The following is a 21,153-nucleotide window of genomic DNA, read 5'->3' on the forward strand; positions in this document are numbered from 1 at the left end:
TTTCGCCTCGCAACCACTCCCATAACGCTGATCGAGCTTGATGTCCGCCAACCCGGCCTCCTTTCACTGGTCCCGGTCAAGTTTGAAATGCGTGCCAAGGGCAAGGAGAACAACATGGGCAATTATAGCAAGACAGCAGAATCGATAGCCAAGCTTACCCCTGAGCAATATCGCGTGACGCAGCAAAGCGGCACGGAGCGCCCCGGCACGGGCGAACTTCTCTACAACAAGCAGTCGGGCATCTATGTCGACATCGTATCGGGGGAGCCGCTTTTTGCCTCTTCCGACAAATTCGATTCCGGCTGCGGCTGGCCGAGCTTCACCAAGCCGATCGAACCCGCCAATGTCAGCGAGCTAAGCGATATCTCGCATGGCATGCTGCGGACCGAAGTGCGCTCGGCGCATGGCGACAGCCACCTCGGCCATGTTTTCCCGGATGGACCGGAGGACCGCGGCGGCCTGCGCTATTGCATCAATTCCGCCTCCCTCCGCTTCGTGCCGCGTGACCGCATGGAAGCCGAGGGGTATGGTGCCTATATCGATCAAGTGGAGGATGTAAGATGACTACGGAGCGTGCAGTTCTCGCCGGCGGTTGTTTCTGGGGCATGCAGGATCTCATCCGTCGTTACAACGGCGTCATCTCGACGCGCGTTGGTTACAGCGGCGGCGATGTCCGCAATGCCACCTACCGCAACCATGGTTCGCATGCCGAAGCGATCGAGATCGTTTTCGATCCTCAGAAGATCAGCTACCGTGACCTTCTGGAATTCTTCTTCCAGATCCACGATCCGAGCACCCGCAATCGCCAGGGCAATGATGTCGGCATGAGCTACCGCTCGGCGATCTTCTACACGAGCGAGGAGCAGAAGCGGGTCGCTCTGGACACGATCGCCGATGTCGACGCCTCCGGCCTGTGGCCGGGCAAAGTCGTGACCGAGGTGGCGCCGGTCAGCGACTTCTGGGAAGCCGAGCCGGAACACCAGGATTATCTGGAACGCTATCCGAACGGCTATACCTGCCACTTCGTCAGGCCCGGCTGGAAGCTTCCGGTCCGGCATTCCGACGCAGCGCAGCGCGCGGCATCCTGATACGGGGAGCAGCTCAATCGGCCAGCTGAACCCCTATCTCGGCACATGGGATGTGACGCGCCGGATCATCGACCGCCTCAATCGGTCCCTGGTCACATTCGAAGGGCAGGCGTTCGTCACGCCTGTCCAGTTCGAAGAACATGGCGACACGCACAGCGATCACGCGACGCTTAGAAGCAGTCGCACCTATCGGCTCGACGGAACGGCCGAAGATCTCATCGTTCGCTTTCCCGATCTTGCCGAATTCATCCGTATCGGTGACGGCGCGTCGCAGCATGTCGTCCATCATTGCGGCCCCGATCTTTACCGGGGCCGTCTTTTCTTTCGAGGACCGGACGCCTGGGCCGAGATGTGGCATGTGCGCGGGCCTCGGAAGCACTACCTGAGCCTCGCGCACTATCGACGCGCTTAATCAAAGCCGTCCGTTCTGGTGGGGCTTGCCCCTTATCGAGCCAGCCGTCGTCTCGCCTGAGCGGCCCGTGCAAGGTCCTCCAGCGTGCGAACGGAAGTCGGCCAGTCGATGCAGCCGTCGGTGATGCTCTGGCCATAGACCAGCGCCTTGCCGGGAACGAGATCCTGGCGGCCGGCGACGAGATTGCTCTCCATCATCATGCCCTTGATGCGCCGGTCGCCGGCCGATACCTGCTCGGCGACGGAATGGACCACCGCCGGCTGGTTTTCCGGATTCTTGCCGCTATTGGCATGGCTGGCATCGATGATGATCCGCGGCTCGATCCCGGCTTTCAATGCCAGTTCCGATACGGTCTGCACGTTGGCCGCATCGTAATTCGGCTCTTTGCCGCCGCGCAGGATGAGGTGGCAATCCTCGTTGCCGCGTGTCGAGGCGATCGCCGCTAGGCCTTCCTTGGTCACTGCCGGGAAATGATGCGGCTGCGAAGCGGCGACGATGGCATCGAGCGCGATCCGCACATCGCCATTCGTTCCGTTCTTGAAGCCGACGGGGCAGGAGAGGCCGGATGCCAACTGACGATGCACCTGGCTTTCGGTTGTCCTCGCGCCGATCGCGCCCCAGCTTACGAGATCAGCGATATATTGCGGCGTGATCGTATCGAGATATTCGCAACCGGCCGGCAGACCGATTTCATTGACATCGACCAGAAGCTTGCGTGCGATGCGCAGTCCTTCCTCGATACGGTAGCTGCCGTCAAGGTGGGGATCGTTGATCAGCCCCTTCCAGCCGACGGTCGTGCGCGGCTTCTCGAAATAGACCCGCATGATGATTTCGAGATCGCCGGCGAACCGGTCGCGCTGCTCCCTCAATCGCGCCGCATAGTCGCGCGCGGCGACGGGATCGTGGATGGAGCAGGGGCCTATGACCACGATCAACCGGTCGTCGTCATCGTGCAGGATGTTATGGACGGCGTTGCGCGCCTCGGTGACGGTTGTCGTCACGGCCGCGTCGCGGGGGATCTCATCTATAATGCGTGAGGGCGGCGTGAGCGCCGTGATCTCGACAATGCGCAAATCATCAGTGGAATTCAGCACGGTATCGGTTCCTTGTAGGGTCACCGTGGCGACAAAAAAGCCGCCAGGTAGACTAGCGGCTGTTCGGGTCTTTGATGTCGCGTCGATTTTAACTACGCACAGGCCCGCCTCCGCTGAGAGCAGCGGTACGAATAAAATCGCGAGGCGTATGCATAGGTGATCGACATGGGCTGTCTCTACGACAAAAAACGCTTGATGTCGATGATGTTGATGTGGGGGAAATCAAAGAGGTTTGGCCGCGGCGGCGCCATTCCATCTCACTGTCAAATCTGGTCTTCAGCGCCTATTTGCGGATCGTTGGTCCGGGTGAGATATTCTACAATTTTCTGCGGATGCCGCTGCTGTTCGTTTGAGAGGCATGGACCCCAAAATTTAACCCCTGCCTCGGAAGGGCCTGCCCGACTTCGCTGGAAGTCGGGCAGGCCCCCATCCGATCAGGGGTCAAGTCAGATCAGATCTCGGAAACGAGGTCTTAGAAGCTACGCTGGAAGCGGAGGATACCAGCCCACTGGTCCTGGTTGATGGAGTCCCAGTTGGTGTAGGAAACTTCCGGCTGAACCAGGAGGTTCTTGACCGGGTTCCAACGAAGGTTGGCGGTCGCTGCGAAGATCTTCGAGTCGGTGTAGGCAACCTGTGCGTTAGCCTGCAGCTTGGCGTCGATCGGAACGGTGACGCCGCCCCAAACAGCCCAGTCACCCCAGCCGATGGTCTTGGCCGGGCCAGCGCCGTTCGAGCTTGCATACTTGTTCAGCTTGTCGCCGTCGGTGTTGTAGCCGCCCATCAAGAAGGCCTTGAAGACGCCGAAGTCGGCATCGACACGAGCCTTGACTGCACCTTCTTCGACGATGGAGTCATAGCCGCCGACGATCTTGAAGCCGAAGTTGCCAGCCTTGTAACCGGCACCGGCAACAACGTCCGGAGCGTAGTGGTCGGAGCTGTCTTCGCCGTTGACGCCCTTGGCGCCAGAACCGGAGTTGCTGTCTTCGAGCGAGACGACAGCCGTGAAGCCGTTGCCTGCATCGTAGTTGTAGGTCAACTGGTTCAGTTCATACGGGCCGTCATAAACAACGTCGTCGTTGATGACGTTGCCGGCATAACCCATGTACAGGTTATACTGCGAGTCGAGCTTACCGACGGTGAAGCCAGCGAGGCTGATGTTAGCGAACAGCAGCTTGACGCCAGTCGTGCCGCCATCCTGCCAGTCGAAACGGTAGATGGTGTTGGTCTTCAGCGGACCGTATTCGGTGTCGCTTGCGGTGTCGACGCTCAGCTGAGCGCGGGTGTGCCACAGCGTGCCGTAACGGTCAGCCGGGTTGTAAGCGTTGTACCACTTGCCTTCGGTACGAACCATACCGCCGACCTTCAGGCAGGTTTCAGTGCCCGGGATGAAGAAATAACCAGCGCCGTATGCGTCGCAGATGCGAACGTACTCAAGCGGTTCCGGCTCAGCGGCGACGACAGCGTCGGCTGCCTGAGCGCCAGAAACTACTGCCAATGCAGCAGCGGAGCCGAGAAGAAGGCTCTTGATGTTCATAAAAACTCCAATCCAATATAGATTGGGCATAGGCTATCGCGCCGAAAAATCGACGTGCCTGACCCTATCCCTGTTTAAAAACCCCGACTCGGGAGAAACGGGCCCCACCCGCTTCTGGTCGTTATTAAAGACGAATTCCTGTAAAGTTATATGATATATTTTTCTTAGAATGACTTTTCCGTGATTTTTAAATTCTAGTTGCAGGAAAGCAACATCTACAAACATAGATAGTAAGGGCGCCATAATATTGGCTGCGCAATAGTCATTACTAAGAATAGATCGCTGAAAAGGACGGCCTTGGCGCTTGTTCGAAACGCCCTGGGAGCGAGGTATGAGGGTGGAAAGATCGAACGACACGCGTTCAGGCTGGGGCAAAAGCCACTGTGCCTGCGCCACCGTCAAACTGGCGCGTTAGGAGGCGGACGGCGGTTTCCTCAATACGATACGGTTCGTTTCGAAGACGGAGATATCAGCTTGCTGAGCGCCGCGCCGATCATGATGCCCCAAAGACCGCTGATCATGCCGATGATGATATCAAGGGATGAACCGGAGTCGCCGCTCGCCAGGAAATGCGAAAGCCAAAGTACCAACACACTGCCGATCATCAGCAGGCAGGTGAAGGATGGCGACTGCGGGTAGGCCAGTCGCGCAAGCATGCCGGCCACGCAAAGCGCGCCGGCACGAAATAGGTCGAAGGGATTGCCAAACTCGGCTTGCCAATTGAGATGCGCAAAGGTCACGGCGATGAGCGCCGCGATATAGGTCCATGCGATAATCTTAAAAAACCGGTCTGATATCATTGGGATATCATATACCAGCGGCACATTTAAACTCCAGTCTTCTGCCATTCCAAAGGCTGCGATCGATGCGATGCGGCGCGCACAATTTATGTGGCGGCGAAACATTCTGTTGCGTCGTGGAAAAGATTTCTGCGTTCTTTGGCCTTCGATTTGCCTTGCTGGCATGCGTCGCGGCGGCTTATGCCTCCGACGCCGTGAGCGCCTCTTCGTCGTCGGGCACCTGGTTCGCGGTTTCGCTGGCGCCGCCCGACGAGCCTCGGCCGAGGGAAGAGAAGACGACGATTGCGGTGATTGCGGTGATGGCGGTCAGGAGCCAAAGCAGTGCGCTGAAGGCATCGCTATAACCCTGGATCAGTGCGGCTTGACCGATCGCAGGTGCGTTCGATGCTGCGGCGGCAAGATCGCCGGTGACGAGCCGTTGCGCTGTGGCGGCTGTGTGCTCGCCCGCCGATGTGCCGAGATTGGACTGTATGAAGGCGCTCAGAACAGCGGTGACGACCGCAAGGGCGACACCTTCGCCGGCGACGCGGGTGGTGCTGAAGATACCGGTCGCCATCCCGGCGCGTTCCTTCGGAACGACGCTGACGGCCAGCCCGTCCATCAGGCCCCAGGGCAGGCTGATGCCGACGCCGATCGTCAGCAGCGGGCCGATCAGCGCCGACGACGCCGAGCCGGCAGCGAAATGGCTGAGCCAGAAGAGACCTACAGCCGAGATGACAAGGCCGGCACCGCAGATCGTGGCGGCACTGAACCAGCGTGTCAAAAGGCCGGCAACGATCGGTAGGATCAGAAGCGGCGCCGAAAGGGCGATCATCATGCGCCCGGCGGCAATCTCGCTCATGCCTTCGATACCGACGAAGCGCACCGGCAGCAGGATCAGCAGCACGACGAAGGCATAGGCCGGCGCCGCCGCCAGCAATTGCACGCCGACGAAACGCGGATAGCGAAACAAAGTGAGATCCAGCATCGGCCGCTTCACGCTACGTTCGATGATGCCGAAGGCCAGGAAGAGCAATGCGGCGCCGGCGAGCAAGACAATGACAAGCAGGTCGCTCCAGCCGGTTTCCGGCGCGCGCAGCACGCCATAGGTGAAGAGCGTCAGGGCAAGCGTGAAACTCAGTGCTCCCGGCCAGTCGAGCCCGGCCGCATCGGGATCGCTGGATTCGCGTAGAAAGCGTGCGCCGAGGCCGAGAGCGAATAGAGCCAGTATGACGACGAGAAGGAAGATCGAGGGCCAGCCGAACGCGTCGATCATCAGGCCGGAGGCAATCGGCCCGAAAGCCAGACCAACGCCGAAGCTCGAGCCGACAATGCTGAAGGCCCGCATACGTGCTGCGCCATCGAATTCCTGAGCGAGGGACGCCATGCCGCCCGAAAAGGCGGCGGCAGCGCCGAGACCCTGCAGAGCTCTCAATATGTCGAACCAGACGATGTTGCCGGCAAAGGCCAGTCCGGCCGAGAACAGTGCGAAGCAACCCACTCCAGTCAGGAAGATACGGCGGCGGCCAAAACTGTCGGCAAGCGCGCCGGCAGCCATCAGGCAACTGCCGAAGGTCAGCATGAAGGCATTGGTCACCCAGTTGAGGGCGATCGGGCTGCCGCCGAGCGTTCGGCCGATGGCCGGCAAGGCAACGGCCGGACCGGTGAATGTCAGGGGCATCGCCGCTGCGGCGCAGCAGACCGCGACGAGGACGAAGAGTTTTTCGGTCGCAGTGGCGACCTTTGTCTTGCTGAGGGTCATCGGGATTTCCGTTGGGTTTGAGCAAGGGCGAGCCCGTGGGCGTCTTGGGAACGATGAAGGCTTGAACGCCTTCGCCCATGGGCTTCAAATGACCCAGTGAAGATAGTTTTACTGTAATTGGATGATAATGAGGCTATAACTCCACATATACCGGAAAAAAACGCTCGAATGAGGTGTGCATGGATCGCCTGAGTGGCTTGAATGCTTTCGTCCGAACAGCGGATCTCGGCAGCTTCGCCGCCGCCGGCCGCGTGCTCGGCCTTTCGGCCTCCGCGGTCGGCAAGGCGGTCAGCAATCTCGAACGGCAGCTTGGCGTTCGGCTGCTGCAGCGCTCCACCCGCAGCATCCGGCTGACGGAGGAAGGACGCCTCTTTCACGAGCGCTGCCGGCGCGTACTTGACGATCTCGATGATGCTCAGGCTTCGCTGGCACAGGCGGTGGCGGTGCCACGTGGACGGTTACGCGTCAGCGTGCCGATCGTCAGCTATCATTTCCTGCTGCCGGTAGTGCCGGAATTCGTGGCGCGCTATCCCGATGTCGAACTCGACATCGATTTCAATGACCGCATCGTCGATATGATCGAGGAGGGTGTCGACGTCGCCATCCGCAGCGGCGATCTACCGGATTCGCGTCTGATGTCGCGCACCTTGCGACCGTTCCAGATGCTGATTTGCGCAGCCCCCGGCTATCTGGAGCGCCACGGCGTTCCCGATTGCCCGCGCACGCTCAATGAGCATGTGGCGGTGCGGTTTCGCTTTCCGAACAGCGGCAAGCTGCAGGATTGGCCATTGACCTTGCCGGAGGGCGAGCCCGAACTGCGCCTGCGAACGGCTTTTTCCTGCAATAATATGGAGGCCGTGCGCGGCGCCACGGTCGCCGGCCTCGGCATCGGATGCATGCCGGATTTCCTGGTGCGCAGTTCGCTTGCCGAAGGAAAGCTGCAAACCGTTCTCGATGATTTCATCGACGAGCCCGGCCATTTCCATGTGCTCTGGCCATCGAGCCGCCATCTGTCGCCCAAGGTTCGCGTGTTTGTTGACTTTCTTGGCGAGCGGCTTTTCGCAAAGAGCTGCGAAGTCTTGCCCGTTGCCCCCAAGGCATGAACTAAGGCCGATGTTGGCCAATCTTCAACGGCTACGCCAAATTGCCGAATGAGGTAGCAACTGCCGCCTTTGTCTGGCGGCAACTTTGCGCCAATTGCGGTCACTGCTCGCTGGAAGCTTGCAGGCATTCGTGTCGGCCTTTACCCTTATCCCCCGAACAGTAATTTGTCATTGATGTTGGTTACCATGGCTTGGGAATATAAGGGGTTCTACATTCCTAAAGACGATGACTGGGAGCCTGAAGACCTGAGTGACTTCGGATTCTGGATGGACTTCTATATCGGTGATGAAACCGGCCAGGATGCATTCAGTGTTCTTGTGTGTTCACTTCCCTGGTTCACGCGGGAACACGGGCATGAGGTGACAAGCGGGCGTAATATAATCTTTTTGCCCCGCTTTGACCGAAGTGCTCTTGATGTATTTCTCAAGGCGAAATGTTCAGAAGAAGCTGCTGGTAAAAGCCCCGAAACAACGATGCTGAAGATCGACGGCATTGGCGAGTGGGAATATCGTTACAGGTGTTAATCAGCGATCATCGCCGGACCATCTGACTGACCGCTTAGGGCCGAGAGATGCCGTTCGATGGTGGCATTTGCTACATCAGACCGTAACATTGAACCACGCGATACCAAACCCGTCTGCAACCGCCAAAAATTGGAAATCACGATGAGCCGTTTCTGGAGTCCTATTGTTCACTCCTTGATCCCCTATGTCGCCGGCGAGCAGCCCGCTGTGAGCGATATCGTCAAGCTGAACACCAACGAAAACCCATACGGCCCGTCTCCTCATGCACTGGCGGCGATTTCGAGGGCCGTGACCGACACGCTTAGGCTCTATCCGGACCCGACAGCGCAGGGGCTGCGAGCAGCAATTGCCGCAACCCATGGATTAGATAAGAACGAAGTCTTCATCGGCAATGGGTCGGACGAGGTTCTGGCGCATACGTTTCAGGCGCTCTTGAACCACGAAGAGCCGCTGCTTTTCCCCGATATCACCTACAGCTTCTATCCGACCTATTGCCGTCTCTATGGAGTCAAGTTCCAGCAAGTTCCCGTCGATGCCGAGATGCGGGTTCGGCTTGACGATTACCGCCGGCCCTGCGGCGCGATCATTCTGCCCAATCCCAACGCACCGACGGGGATCGGTCTACCTCTGGCGGATGTTGAAGCTCTGGTTCAAGAGCGCCCTGACCAGATGGTCGTCATCGATGAAGCCTATGTGGACTTCGGTGGTGAGAGCGCCATCCCGCTCGTCCGCAAATACCCCAATCTCCTTGTGATCCAGACATTCTCGAAGTCGCGCGGCCTTGCCGGACTTCGCGTCGGCTTTGCTGTCGGGCAAAGACCGCTGATAGAAGCCCTGGAACGGGTCAAGGACAGCTTCAATTCCTATCCTATCGACAGGCTCGCCCTGGCAGGCGCGATCGCCGCCTGGAAAGATCGGGACTGGTTCGAGAAACATCGCGATTTGATCATTGCCAGCCGGGAACGCCTGGCCATCGCGCTAAGAGAACTCGGCTTCCAGGTTCTTCCGTCATCCGCCAATTTCCTGTTCGCGCGGCACCCGGATCAATCGGGTGCGGACTTGGCGGCACAACTCAGGAGCCGGGGAATTCTGATAAGGCGTTTTTCGGGGGAGCGCGTCAGTGACTACCTTCGCATCACCATTGGAACAGACGCCGAATGTGATCGGCTGCTCGCAGCTCTCGGCGAAATATTGCGCTGATCCCAAGCGTAGCAGCGCCGGAATTTGTGAGAGGCCGACCAAGGCCGGCCTCGTTGCTACTATACGCGGTGCCGCGTTCAGATATCGCTGGCCGCGTTCGTCCAGATTTCGGCGGCTTGCGCTGCGGTAACGCGGCGGACTTCCGTCTCGTCGCGGCGGCTGGCGAAGAGTTCGCTCGCCATGATCTGCTCGGCGAGATCGGCCGGCAGGGACAGGAGAACGCGCTGGCCCTCCTTGTGGATGCCGCCGACATCGGTGCGCTTGCCGGTGATCATGCCGCCGGCGACCGTGTTGTTGCTCTCGGGATCGATCAGGATGAAGGAGCCGGTCAAGCGGTTCTGGTCGTATGGGTCGAAGACGGCGGCTTCATCGAAGGAAAGGCGAACCTTGCCGATGGCGTTCATCCACAGCGATTGCGCCGGTGCCCAAGCGCCGGTCTTCAGCTCGAGCTGAGCGATCGGCTGCACCTGCACGCGCTGGCGGCGGCTGCCGCTCTTCAGCCAGTAGCGCTTGCCAGGCTCGATGCCCTCAGGCTGTAGCGCAACGATCTGCGCATCGAAGGAAAGGCCCGATTGCGGCTGGCTGTCGATCGCGACGATCATGTCGCCGCGCGACACATCGACCTGGCGGTCAAGGACGAGTGTGATCGCGTCGCCGGCAACGGCGGCGTTGCGCACGAGATCGAAGGTGACGATCTTCGAGACGTTGGCGACCATGCCCGAAGGCAGGATCATGACGCTGTCGCCCGGCTTCACCGAGCCGCCGGCAACCGTGCCCTGATAGCCGCGGAAGCTCTCGCCGGGGCGCGAGACGCGCTGCACGGAGAGCCGGAAACCGACCGCCTGTGCCGAGCGCACCGTGGCCAATTCCAGCGCCTCGACCAGCGTCGGGCCTGCGTACCAGGGCATGACGGCCTGGCCGGAATAGACGACATTTTCGCCTTTCAGCGCCGACATTGGGATGGCCGTGATCTGCTTGACGCCGAGCGACAGCGCGAATTCACGGAAATCATGGGAGATCTTTTCGAAGCCGGCGCGGTCGTAGTTCGTCAGGTCGATCTTGTTGACGGCCAGCACGAACTGCTTGATGCCGAGCAGCGAAGCGATCGTCGCATGCCGGCGCGTCTGTTCGAGGATGCCCAGGCGTGCATCGACCAGCAGAATGGCGAGATCTGCGGTGGAGGCACCGGTCGCCATGTTGCGGGTATACTGCTCGTGGCCGGGCGTGTCTGCGACGATGAAGGAGCGGTTGTCGGTCGAGAAATAGCGATAGGCGACATCGATGGTGATGCCCTGTTCGCGTTCGGCCTGCAGGCCGTCGAGCAGCAGGGCAAAGTCGGGCAGACCGAGATCGTTCTGCTTGCCGGTGGAATCGCGCCGGAGCGTGGCGGCCTGGTCTTCCTTGACCGCCTTGGTATCCCAGAGCAGGCGACCGATCAGTGTCGACTTGCCGTCATCGACGCTGCCGCAGGTGATCAGGCGAAGCGGGCGCGAGTCGCGGACGGCCTTGGCGGGCTCGGCGGCGGCCCCAACAGCGGGCATTGCGACGGCGTTGGCGTTTGCGGTCATCTCAGAAATATCCTTCACGCTTCTTCTTTTCCATGGAGCCGGACTGGTCGCGGTCGATGGCGCGGCCCTGACGTTCGGAAACCGTGGCGATTTCCAGCTCTGCAATAATTTCTTCAAGGGTCGTGGCGGTGGAGCGGATGGCGCCGGTCAGCGGGAAGCAGCCGAGCGTGCGGAAACGGATAAGCTCCTCGCGCTTGACTTCATCCGGCAACAATTCGAGCCGCGGATCGGCCGCCATGATCATCATGCCGTCGCGCTCGACAACCGGGCGCTTCGCGGCGAAATAGAGCGGCACGATCGGAATGTTTTCGGCCTGGATGTAGCGCCAGATATCGACCTCGGTCCAGTTGGAGAGCGGAAAGACGCGCACGCTTTCGCCCTTGCGGATCTGGCCGTTATAGACGTTCCAGAGCTCCGGGCGCTGGTTGCGCGGATCCCAGCGATGGTCGGGCGTGCGGAAGGAATAGATGCGCTCCTTGGCGCGCGAAGCCTCCTCGTCGCGGCGGGCACCACCAAAGGCAGCATCGAACTGGCCGGCATCGAGCGCATGACGCAAGGCTTCCGTTTTCATGATGTCGGTATAGCCAGCCGAACCATGGGTGAAGGGGGTGATGTTCTCGGCCTTGCCGCGCGGGTTGATGTGCTCGATCAGGTCGAGCTCGTATTTCTTCACGATCTCGTCGCGGAAGGTGATCATTTCGGCGAATTTCCAGCCGGTGTTCACGTGCAGCAGCGGGAAGGGGATGCGGCCGGGATAGAAGGCCTTGCGGGCCAGATGCAGCAGCACCGAGGAATCCTTGCCGATCGAATAGAGCATCACGGGACGCTCGAATTCGGCCGCGACTTCGCGGAAGATGTGGATGGCTTCGTTTTCCAGCGCCTTCAGATGCGGATCGAGCGGCGGCTTGGCACTTTGCGGATTGGAGAGTTCCGTATCCGGACGGCTATCGGGCATGTATGACTCCAGAACTTTCAACTGTCCCGACCGGGAGGGCCGGTCGGCAAGAATGGCTGCGTTGGTTCCCGGCAGATCGGCGGCGATGAAACGCGCTTCGGATCGGTGCCGGGAGCCGGCGGGGTATGTCACTGCGCTGCGATCGCGGCCTCTTCGTGAACATGCAGGCCGCATTCGCGCTTTTCGTCGTTCTCCCACCACCAGCGGCCGGCGCGCTCGGGCTCGCCCGGCTTGATGGCGCGGGTGCAGGGCTCGCAGCCGATCGACGGATAGCCGCGTGCATGCAGCGGGTTCACCGGGACACTGTTATCCGCGATGTAGGTGCGGATAACATCGATATCCCAATCGGCAAGCGGATTGATCTTGATCAGGTTGCGCTCGGGATCGAATTCGGCAAACGGCGTATCGGCGCGGTTGGCGGATTGGCCGCGGCGCAGGCCGGTGATCCAGATGGTGGCGCCGGAAAGTGCGCGCGCAAGCGGCTTCAGCTTGCGCACGCCACAACAGGCATGCCTGGCTTCGACGCTCTCGTAGAAGCCGTTGAGACCGTACTTCTCCGCATAGGCGTCGATGTCGGCCTGTTCCGGTTCGTAGCGGACGATATGGATGTCGTACTGGCTCTGCGTCTCGTCGATCAAGGCAAGCGTTTCGGGAAAGAGGCGGCCGGTCTGCAGCGTCGCGACTTCGATCGGCAGACGATGGTTACCGATCTCGGCCGTGATGACCTGATCTTCTATTCCGAGCGAGGTCGTGAACACGACACGGCCGCCGAGACCGGCGACCAGGGACAGACGGCCTGCAAGATCGAGCGATGCCAAGCGGCTGTTCAGCGTCGCGGCGTCTTCAATAAGGGTAATGGCAGTCATGGGGGATCCTGTCCTGATATTCTCAGGAGTATCGCAGCTCGTAAGGGCAGCGGACAGAAAAATAGATTTCGAAAGCAAGCGGCTGGAGAGTAAATATCTCCATGAAGCTGCGCCGATAAGGAAAAGCGACCGCCTCGGCTGTTAACCAAGGCGTTTTGCCACCTGAAGCGGCTGTTCGGAAGCACCTGAAATGGCTAGCCATCTTTAAGTGCTTGCTTTAATGTCTATAGAAATAGTAGAGTTACACATAGCTTGTCAAACGGAAATCGGAAGTGATGGCCAAAATGATGCGTGTTAGCGGATTTTGAGCTAAACTATGAGCATAGCGACAAAAGAATGAAAACAAGGCTGGGTTGCCAGCGTTTTCCCGACGTTGCCCCATTGGTGTCTTCGCTCCGGAATTAGCCGTGGACGAAGTCTGCAGAGTTCTCAAACGATCCGGCTGAACCGATCGGCCGAACGTATCGCATGTGTGTGTAAGCGGTTCGAAATGATTACTCAGAAAGCAAAATATGCGCTGCGTGCGCTATCGGCCCTTGCCCAGTCCGAGGCAGGCGAGCCGATGATGATTTCCGATATCGCGGCGCAGCAAAGGATCCCGAAAAAGTTTCTGGAGCAGATTCTTCTCGACTTGAAACATCAGGGCATCGTGATCAGCCGGCGCGGCAAGCAGGGAGGTTACCTCCTGCGCAAGCCGGCCGACGAAATCACCTTCGGCGAGATCCTGCGCGTCATCGACGGGCCGCTGGCGCCGCTGCCCTGTCTGTCGCTCACCGCCTATCGTCGTTGCGACGATTGTGACGGTGAGCAGACCTGCGAAATCCGGCATGTCTTCGCCAGGGTCGCTGATGCGACCCGCAAGGTTCTTTTCTCGACGACCATCGCCGATGCGGTGGCGCAGCCTGACGGTGCTGAGGTGACGAGGCTGATGGCCTGACCTTTAGTGAGCGGCGGTTTCCTCCCCCGCTTCCTTCTCCATGGCACGCCGCGCGCGGATCGCCGCCGCGATGAAGACGCGCGATAGGCCGTGATAGAGCGGCTCGCGCGACAGCAGCCGCGAGGTGACGTAACCGATCATCGAGACTGCCATGATTGGAATGACTGCCTGATGGTCGCCCGTCATTTCAAGGATGATGACGAAGGCTGTCATCGGCGCCTGGACGACGCCGGCGAAATAGCCGGCCATGCCGAGGATGGCCGCAAGCGCGGCACCGCCGCCGACAAGCGTGCCGACGGTGCTGCCGAAGCCGGCGCCGACGGCAAGCGATGGTGCGAAGATGCCGCCGGGAATGCCTGAGATCATCGACAGGAAGCTCGCAAGCAGCTTTTCGACGAAGAAGAGCGTGGGCAGGGCATGTCCCTCCACAGCGCCGCGGGCCTGGTCGTAGCCGGTGCCAAAGGTCTGGCCGCCAGAGAGGACCCCGATGGCGGCCACGACCAGGCCGCACAGGCCGGCAAGGATCAGCATGCGCTGGAGTGGCTGCGGCTGCGCCCAGCGACGGATGCGGATGCCGGTATAGAGCGCAAATCCACTGAAGGTGGCGCCGAGAGCGCCGCCACCGACGCCGCAGATCAGCATGACGATCCAATCCCTGAGCATCGTCGGCGCGGCATCGGCGGTGCCGAAATAATTATAGCTGCCGGAAAGGCCGAGTGCAGCAAGACCGGAGAGGATGACGGCCGTCAACACCAGGCCATTGGCACGCGATTCATAGGTGCGGCTCATCTCCTCGATAGCAAAGACGATACCGGCAAGCGGCGTGTTGAATGCTGCCGCGATGCCTGCGGCGGAACCGGCAAGAATCAACCCCTTCGCCTGTGCCATGCCGCCGAACCGGGCAACGGCCAGCATGAAGGACGCGCCTACCTGCACTGTCGGTCCCTCGCGGCCGATCGAGGCGCCGCAAAAGAGCCCTAGTATGGTCAGCACGATCTTGCCGAAAGCGACCTTGAGCGACAGCAGTTTCGTTCTGTCCTCGTCGTGATGCAGGTGCCGGGCCGCGATTGCCTGCGGAATACCGCTCCCTTGCGCGTTGGGAAACAAGGTCGTGGCCAGATAGGCTGACAGCACGAAGCCGAGCGGCGTCAGCACGAGCGGCAGCAGCCAGGTCCATTCTCCCGACGTGGTCAGGCCGGTGAAAGCGCGTTGCGCCAGATCGGCGAGTTTCGCAAAGCCGACGCTGATGACGCCGATCGCCAGAGCCCCCGTCCCGAACACCAATCGCGGCCGCCAGAGATTAAACGAACCCCAGAAGACGCGGGAACGGCGGAGCAGCTTGGACTTGCGGTATATGGGGGGCATATGACTTGTGACCGATAGATTGATGGACAGGTCCTTGCGGATTCTGTTCGAACAATCTGCTTAAAAACGAGGTCTTAAGATAGTCACACTGTCTTACAGAACTTCACTTCGCTCGCTGACCCTGTGTGTGCAGACTGGATACTCGCGGCAACAAAGGACGAGCGATACCGTTATCGGTCGCTCGTCTCCCACCGTGGATTGATCCAGGGCTCGTGGTTGGACCGGGCCAGCCTCTGCTTGCCGAGGATATGGTCGGCCGCCTTTTCGCCGGTCATGATCGAGGGGCCATTCAGATTGCCGTAGGTGACGTGCGGGAAGATCGAGCTGTCGGCGACACGCAGGCCATCGACGCCGATGACGCGGGTGTCCGGATCGACCACTGCCATCGGGTCGTCCTTCGAGCCCATCCGGCAGGTGCCGCAGGGATGATAGGCGCTTTCCAGATGCTCCCGCAGGAAGGCGTCGATCTGATCGTCCGTCTGGACATTCGGGCCCGGCTGGATTTCCGGGCCGCGGTAGTCGTCGAAGGCCTTCTGTCCGAAGATTTCGCGGGTAAGGCGCACGCAATGCCGGAACTTTTCCCAGTCTTCCGGATGGCTCATGTAGTTGAAGCGGATCACAGGATCGGCCTTCGGATCGGACGAGCGCAAGGTGACTGCGCCGCGCGACTTCGACAGGTTGTAGCCGACATGCGCCTGGAAGCCGTGGCTCTTGGCGGCCGCCTTGCCGTCGTAGCTGATGGCAACGGGCAGGAAGTGATACTGGATGTCGGGCTGCTTGACGCCGGGTGCCGAGCGCAGGAAGGCGCAGGCTTCGAACTGGTTCGAGGTACCGAGGCCTGATTTGAAGAACATCCATTGCGCGCCGACGATCCCCTGCATGTACCAGGGCAGCCAGGAATAGAGCGAAACTGGCTTCAGGCTGGTCTGCTGGAAATAGAATTCCATGTGGTCCTGAAGATTGGCGCCGACGCCCGGTCGGTCGACCTTCACCTCTATGCCCATGTCGCGCAGGTGCTGTGCCGGTCCGATGCCCGAGAGCATCAGCAGCTTCGGCGAATTGAACGAAGAGGCCGAAATGATCACCTCGCGATTCGCCTTGATGACTTCGATCTTGCCGCCGCGCTCCACTTCGACGCCGGTTGCACGGCCGTTTTCGATGACGATCTTGCGGGCAAAGCAGCGAATGAGTTCGACATTCGGCCGCTTGAGAGCCGGCTTGAGATAGGCTGTGGCCGCCGACCAGCGCCGGCCCATCCAGGTCGTCTGCTCCATCAGGCCGAAGCCTTCCTGCTTGCCGCCGTTATAATCTTCCGTCGCCTCGAAACCCGCCTGCTTGCCGGCTTCGATGAAGGCATGGAACAGCGGATTGCGGGCGTCACCGCGCCGCACATGCAGCGGCCCATCGGTGCCGCGCCAGCCTTCCTCGCCGCCGTGCGAGTGTTCCATCCGCTTGAAATAGGGCAGCACGTCGGCATAGGCCCAGCCCTGCGCTCCAAGTTCTTCCCAGCGATTGAAATCTTCCGCATGGCCGCGCACATAGACCATGCCGTTGATCGAGGAGGACCCGCCGATCACCTTGCCGCGCGGTGCTGTAATGCGCCGGTTGTTGAGCTGCGGTTCGGGCTCGGAAAGATAGCCCCAATTGTAGCGGTCCATACTCATCGGCCAGGCAAGGGCCGCCGGCATCTGGATGAAAGGCCCGAAGTCGCTGCCGCCGAATTCAAGGACGATGACCGAATGCTTGCCATCCTCCGATAGGCGGTAGGCCATGGCGGAGCCGGCCGAACCCGAGCCGACGATGACGAAATCTGCCTGTTCCATGTCTATCTCCCTGTGGCCGCCCCGATCCTTCGAGGCCCGCCTTCGGCGGGCACCTCAGGATGAGGCGGATCATCGTCTGCGCTTGTGGTTGGTCGTTCTCGACCTCACCCTGAGGTGCTGCCACAGGCGGCCTCGAAGGGCGAGGGCGAGCCCCGAGGTTACTTTAATAAGGCGCCTGCACCGGCCCCATGCCGACATAAACCGTCTTCAATTCCGAATAATGCTCCAGCGCGGCCAGCGAATTCTCGCGGCCGAAACCGGATTGCTTGGAACCGCCGAAGGGAATTTCCACCGGCGCGAGATTGTAGGTGTTGATCCACAGCGTGCCGGCTTCGAGCCGGTCGACGACGCGGTGGGCGCGGGTAAGATCGGCGGTGAAGACGCCGCCGGAAAGGCCGAATTCGGTGGCATTGGCGCGGGCGATGACCTCAGCCTCGTCATCGAAATCGAGAACGCACATGACCGGCCCGAAGATCTCCTCGCGGGCGATGGTCATGTCGTCGGTGACGTCGGCGAAGACGGTGGGCTGAATGTAATAGCCTTCGCCGGAGACATTGTTCGGAATGCCGCCGCCGGCCACCAGCGTAGCATCTTCCGCCTTGCCCTGCTCGATATAGGCAAGCACCTTCTCGCGCTGCGCCCAGGAGACCATCGGGCCGATCTGGGTCGCCTCGTCCATCGGGTCGCCGATCAGCATGGCCTCGGTGCGGGTCTTCAGCCGCTTCAGGAATTCGGATTTGATCTTTCGGTTGACGAAAACGCGCGTGCCGTTCGAGCATACCTGGCCGGTCGAATAGAAATTGCCGAGCATGGCGCCGCCGATGGCGCTGTCGATGTCGGCATCCTCGAAGACGATCAGCGGCGACTTGCCGCCAAGCTCCATGGTGACGTGCTTGAGGTTGCCGGCAGCCGCGGCGGCGACCTTGCGGCCCGTCGGCACCGAGCCGGTCAGGGAGACCTTCGCGACGTCGGGATGGTTGATGAGCAACGGGCCCGTTTCGCGGTCGCCCTGGATGACGTTGTAGAGCCCCTTGGGAAGACCGGCCTCGATGAGGATCTCGGCGATCTTCAGCGCGCCGAGCGGCGTGTTTTCCGAAGGCTTGAACACCATGGCGTTGCCCGCCACCAGGGCTGGCGCCCCCTTCCAGCAGGCGATCTGCTGCGGATAGTTCCAGGCGCCGATGCCGACGCAGACGCCGAGCGGCACGCGCTTCGTATAGGCGAAATCGCCGCCGAGCGGGATGTAGGAGCCGTTGAGGCCGGCTGCCGCGACACCGCCGAAGAATTCGAAGCTGTCGGCGCCGGAGGTCGGGTCGGCGACGATCGTTTCCTGGATCGGCTTGCCCGTGTCGAGCGTTTCCAATTCCGAAAGCTCGCGGTTGCGCTCGCGCATGATGTCGGCGGCACGCTTCAGGATACGGCCGCGCGCCGTCGGGCTCATGGCAGCCCATTCCGGCTGCGCCCGCTTGGCGCTGGCAATGGCCCTCTCGACGATATCAGGCGTTGCCGCGTGCAGCCGTGCGATCACTTCACCGGTGGCGGGATAGATGCTTTCGATGACGGTGCCGTCTGTGTCTTCGACATATTCGCCGTCGATGAAATGCGAGGCTTTCGGTTGTGCGCGCATCATAGAACCCTCAGTTCTTCGTAAGACACCATGACATGCTCCCGGAAGGCAGGTCGTTCGGTCAGGTTTCCGTAATAGCGCTCCAGCCGCGGAAGGGAGGGGCGCGGGATATCGATGTCGAAATAGCGATAGAGCACATGGCCGAATTGTATGTCGGCCGGCGTCAGGTCATCGCCCGCAAGGAAGCGATGCCGCTCGAGCTGCTTTTCGGCGATGTCGAGTTTCGCGCCGAGCGCAGTCAGCGCCGCCGCAATGGCTTGTTGGTCTTGCAGAGCCAGTGCAGTGCGCACCACGCGCCAGAACACCGGGCCGGTGAAATTCAGCGTGATGTTAAGCTTGGCCCACTCAGCCCATTTGTCGATGTGGGCGCGGCGTCGCGCGTCTTTCGGCCAGAAGGCCTCATCGCCATGTTGAGCGGCGAGATAGCGGATGATGGCGCCTGTTTCCCAGAGCGGCTCGCCATCATCCTCGCGCAGCACCGGAACGGTGCCGTTCGGATTCATCGCCAGAAATTCCGGGGTATCGTTGATGCCATATTTGAAGCCGGCGTCGATGCGTTCATAGGCAAGGTCGAGCTCGCCGATGCACCACATCAGCGCCTGCACGTTGGATGATGATTTGCGGCCCCATACGGTCAACATGCTCTTCAGCCTTTCAGCGCATTGAGGTAGGTCGTCAGATAATCCTCGGTCAGCGCGATCGACGCCTCGATGCTGATCGGAGCGGATCGCAGGCTCTGGCGGATGTAAAGCCCGTCGATCATGGCAGCGGCACCTTCGGCGATACGCTCCGCGTCCTCGGCTGGGCACAGGGGCTTCAGATTTGCCACCAGGTTCGAATGCAGCCGGCGCGCATAGATGACGAGAAAGCGGCGCGTTTCCTCGGAGCGTTGCGCCTCGGCATAGAAGGCGAGCCAGGCGGCGATCGTTTCCGGTGCGAACTGATCCGCCTGGAAACTGACGCGAATGACGGCCGACAGCTTCTCTCGGGGTGTCCTCGCGGCCCGGAGCGCCGTCACGACGCTGTCGCGCAGGCGCTGTAGATGAGCGCGGACGGTTTCGATCAGCAACTGTTCCTTGCTGCCGAAATAGTGATGCGCAAGAGCAGGGGAAACGCCCGCCTGCTTGGCGATTTCAGACATGGTGACGGTCAGCGAGCCGTGATCGCCGATGACGCGCATCGCCGCATCCACAAGCGCCTTGCGGCGCACCGGTTCCATTCCGACTTTCGGCATGCGTCACTCCTGAAGGCTTGGAGTGAGTGTATTTTTGATTGACTGATCAATCAACAAAAAAATCACTTACCCGACCGAGCCGCGTCGAAAAATCCGCAGCCCCTTTCCGGGACGCATTTCTGTGCCATACTTCCTTGCAGGAGGAGGTACGTTCATGGTCGATATTCCTAGTGAAGTTCCCCCATCTGCAATGCGCGACAAATGGGGCTGGTTCGTTGGCCTCGGCATGCTGCTGCTGATTTGCGGCGGCATCGCACTCGGCAATCTTTTTATCGCTACCGTGGCCTCGGTGTTCTATGTCGGCATGCTGATGCTGATCGGTGGCATCGTGCATCTGGCCCATGCCTTTCAGGTACGGGGTTGGGAGCATATCCTGTTCTGGGTGCTCAGCGGTCTGCTTTATACGCTTGCCGGCGTCCTTGCCTTTGCCAATCCATTGCTGGCCTCCGAGGCATTGACCCTGTTCCTCGCCATCGCGCTGCTCATCGCCGGCACATTTCGTGTCTGGGTCGGCCGCAAGGTGAAGCCCGAGAGCGGTTGGTTCTGGATCGTCATCAGCGGCGTCGCAACCGCCATCGCCGGCATCGCCATCGCGCTTGGTTGGCCGGTCAACAGCCTGTGGATTCTCGGTCTCTTCCTGGCGTTTGATCTGATTTTCCAGGGCTGGACGCTGGTGGCCTTCGGCCTCTTCCTCAGGCGATAAGCTGCTTCCTAAGGAGTAACGAACTACTACTTTTTGACAAGGAGCGTGAGCAGCGTTACTCTCTGCCTTCTGCCGTGTAGGGCGGAGCGGCGTCGAACCGATGTAACGACGGTGCCATTATCTGGAGCACGCATGTCTGAAGGACATGCCTCAAAGGCACCGATTAAAGCCGCACTATGTCTCCAGCGGAAAATTATGCGTAACAACGTCAAGGGAGGAATATCATGCCGATGGTAACGGTTTCCATCTCTCCGCTTCAGGCCGCAGGCATTCGTGCCGCAGTCGACACCGGCACCTACGCCTCGAGCAGTGAAGTCGTGCGGGAGGCCCTTCGCATGTGGGATGCCGCGCGCAAGCGCGGCGACATTTGCGATGTGCCGCAAGCAGCCAACGATCTGGAAACGGCGGTAAAAAGCAGCCGTTGCGTTGCTGATATGTTCGCCGACTACGAGGCGGAGAGACGCCGGCACAACTGAGCCGCAAGGCCACCCGCAATATCGGAGGATCGTCGCCGATCCCTTGGTCGTGGCCGCTGAATGGATGGTTAATATACCTTTACCATTCACGAAACTTTCACG

General features: G+C 60.5%; 21 protein-coding genes. 9 read left to right on the forward strand and 12 right to left on the reverse strand.

Features of this window, described 5'->3' with window-relative positions; all coding sequences use genetic code 11:
• The first annotated feature begins 114 nt into the window (after window positions 1-114).
• The 3 genes from msrB to JTP94_RS36010 are packed head-to-tail and all read left to right on the forward strand — an operon-like array spanning window position 115 to window position 1,500.
• Window positions 115-564 (forward strand): peptide-methionine (R)-S-oxide reductase MsrB, encoded by a 450-nt coding sequence (gene msrB, locus JTP94_RS08720; RefSeq protein WP_204850118.1) that lies wholly within the window; start codon window positions 115-117, stop codon window positions 562-564.
• On the forward strand, window positions 561-1,088 hold the full coding sequence (gene msrA / locus JTP94_RS08725) for a peptide-methionine (S)-S-oxide reductase MsrA (protein WP_204850119.1): 528 nt from the start codon (window positions 561-563) through the stop codon (window positions 1,086-1,088). The genes msrB and msrA overlap by 4 nt, the downstream gene beginning before the upstream one ends.
• Window positions 1,089-1,140: 52 nt before the next feature.
• Window positions 1,141-1,500, forward strand: coding sequence for a DUF6314 family protein (locus tag JTP94_RS36010; RefSeq protein ID WP_409456595.1), 360 nt, complete (start codon window positions 1,141-1,143; stop codon window positions 1,498-1,500).
• A 32-nt stretch (window positions 1,501-1,532) separates the two neighbouring features.
• Here the strand turns inward: JTP94_RS36010 and JTP94_RS08735 are convergent, their stop codons facing one another.
• The 4 genes from JTP94_RS08735 to JTP94_RS08750 all read right to left on the reverse strand — a co-directional run bounded on the left by JTP94_RS08735 (window position 1,533) and on the right by JTP94_RS08750 (window position 6,669).
• Complete coding sequence (locus tag JTP94_RS08735; protein WP_204850121.1) at window positions 1,533-2,594, reverse strand: 3-deoxy-7-phosphoheptulonate synthase; 1,062 nt, start codon at window positions 2,592-2,594, stop codon at window positions 1,533-1,535.
• 472 nt (window positions 2,595-3,066) lie between these two features.
• On the reverse strand, window positions 3,067-4,128 hold the full coding sequence (locus JTP94_RS08740; protein ID WP_204850122.1) for a porin: 1,062 nt from the start codon (window positions 4,126-4,128) through the stop codon (window positions 3,067-3,069).
• Window positions 4,129-4,562: 434 nt separating this feature from the next.
• The gene (locus tag JTP94_RS08745) at window positions 4,563-4,952 is read right to left on the reverse strand and encodes a hypothetical protein (RefSeq protein ID WP_312038142.1); all 390 of its coding nucleotides are present in this window, start codon (window positions 4,950-4,952) and stop codon (window positions 4,563-4,565) included.
• A 154-nt stretch (window positions 4,953-5,106) separates the two neighbouring features.
• On the reverse strand, window positions 5,107-6,669 hold the full coding sequence (locus JTP94_RS08750; protein ID WP_204850123.1) for an MFS transporter: 1,563 nt from the start codon (window positions 6,667-6,669) through the stop codon (window positions 5,107-5,109).
• A 179-nt stretch (window positions 6,670-6,848) separates the two neighbouring features.
• On the opposite strand from JTP94_RS08750, the gene JTP94_RS08755 reads away from it, so the two are divergent.
• The 3 genes from JTP94_RS08755 to hisC all read left to right on the forward strand — a co-directional run bounded on the left by JTP94_RS08755 (window position 6,849) and on the right by hisC (window position 9,497).
• A complete protein-coding gene (locus JTP94_RS08755; protein WP_204850124.1) occupies window positions 6,849-7,772 on the forward strand; it encodes a LysR family transcriptional regulator in 924 nt (307 codons plus the stop codon).
• A gap of 69 nt (window positions 7,773-7,841) precedes the next feature.
• Window positions 7,842-8,297: an Imm8 family immunity protein gene (locus JTP94_RS08760; RefSeq protein WP_204850125.1), complete on the forward strand. Its 456-nt coding sequence runs from the start codon at window positions 7,842-7,844 to the stop codon at window positions 8,295-8,297.
• Between the two features lie 141 nt (window positions 8,298-8,438).
• Window positions 8,439-9,497, forward strand: coding sequence for a histidinol-phosphate transaminase (gene hisC, locus JTP94_RS08765; RefSeq protein WP_204850126.1), 1,059 nt, complete (start codon window positions 8,439-8,441; stop codon window positions 9,495-9,497).
• A 77-nt stretch (window positions 9,498-9,574) separates the two neighbouring features.
• Here the strand turns inward: hisC and cysN are convergent, their stop codons facing one another.
• The 3 genes from cysN to JTP94_RS08780 form a co-directional block, all read right to left on the reverse strand.
• On the reverse strand, window positions 9,575-11,065 hold the full coding sequence (cysN, locus tag JTP94_RS08770; protein WP_204850127.1) for a sulfate adenylyltransferase subunit CysN: 1,491 nt from the start codon (window positions 11,063-11,065) through the stop codon (window positions 9,575-9,577).
• Window position 11,066: 1 nt separating this feature from the next.
• Window positions 11,067-12,020, reverse strand: a complete 954-nt coding sequence (gene cysD / locus JTP94_RS08775; protein ID WP_204850128.1) for a sulfate adenylyltransferase subunit CysD — start codon at window positions 12,018-12,020, stop codon at window positions 11,067-11,069.
• Between the two features lie 128 nt (window positions 12,021-12,148).
• Window positions 12,149-12,886: a phosphoadenylyl-sulfate reductase gene (locus JTP94_RS08780; protein ID WP_204850129.1), complete on the reverse strand. Its 738-nt coding sequence runs from the start codon at window positions 12,884-12,886 to the stop codon at window positions 12,149-12,151.
• Between the two features lie 490 nt (window positions 12,887-13,376).
• On the opposite strand from JTP94_RS08780, the gene JTP94_RS08785 reads away from it, so the two are divergent.
• Window positions 13,377-13,823 carry an Rrf2 family transcriptional regulator gene (locus tag JTP94_RS08785; RefSeq protein WP_204850130.1) on the forward strand — a complete coding sequence of 149 codons (447 nt, stop codon included), beginning with the start codon at window positions 13,377-13,379 and terminating at the stop codon, window positions 13,821-13,823.
• Window positions 13,824-13,826: 3 nt separating this feature from the next.
• Here the strand turns inward: JTP94_RS08785 and JTP94_RS08790 are convergent, their stop codons facing one another.
• The 5 genes from JTP94_RS08790 to betI form a co-directional block, all read right to left on the reverse strand.
• Entirely contained in the window at window positions 13,827-15,188 is a 1,362-nt protein-coding gene (locus tag JTP94_RS08790) for a chloride channel protein (protein ID WP_204850131.1), read from the reverse strand.
• A gap of 170 nt (window positions 15,189-15,358) precedes the next feature.
• On the reverse strand, window positions 15,359-17,011 hold the full coding sequence (gene betA, locus JTP94_RS08795; protein WP_204850132.1) for a choline dehydrogenase: 1,653 nt from the start codon (window positions 17,009-17,011) through the stop codon (window positions 15,359-15,361).
• Between the two features lie 163 nt (window positions 17,012-17,174).
• Entirely contained in the window at window positions 17,175-18,638 is a 1,464-nt protein-coding gene (gene betB, locus JTP94_RS08800; RefSeq protein WP_204850290.1) for a betaine-aldehyde dehydrogenase, read from the reverse strand.
• Window positions 18,638-19,279: a glutathione S-transferase family protein gene (locus JTP94_RS08805; protein WP_204850133.1), complete on the reverse strand. Its 642-nt coding sequence runs from the start codon at window positions 19,277-19,279 to the stop codon at window positions 18,638-18,640. Before JTP94_RS08805 ends, betB begins: the two co-directional genes overlap by 1 nt.
• 5 nt (window positions 19,280-19,284) lie before the next feature.
• Window positions 19,285-19,872: a transcriptional regulator BetI gene (gene betI / locus JTP94_RS08810; protein WP_113119244.1), complete on the reverse strand. Its 588-nt coding sequence runs from the start codon at window positions 19,870-19,872 to the stop codon at window positions 19,285-19,287.
• A 154-nt stretch (window positions 19,873-20,026) separates the two neighbouring features.
• On the opposite strand from betI, the gene JTP94_RS08815 reads away from it, so the two are divergent.
• A complete protein-coding gene (locus tag JTP94_RS08815; protein WP_204850134.1) occupies window positions 20,027-20,575 on the forward strand; it encodes an HdeD family acid-resistance protein in 549 nt (182 codons plus the stop codon).
• A 224-nt stretch (window positions 20,576-20,799) separates the two neighbouring features.
• Window positions 20,800-21,051, forward strand: a complete 252-nt coding sequence (locus JTP94_RS08820; protein WP_204850135.1) for an amino acid ABC transporter — start codon at window positions 20,800-20,802, stop codon at window positions 21,049-21,051.
• The last annotated feature ends 102 nt before the right edge of the window (window positions 21,052-21,153 follow it).

Source organism: Martinezella lusitana, assembly GCF_016901135.1.
Classification (GTDB): domain Bacteria; phylum Pseudomonadota; class Alphaproteobacteria; order Rhizobiales; family Rhizobiaceae; genus Rhizobium; species Rhizobium lusitanum_D.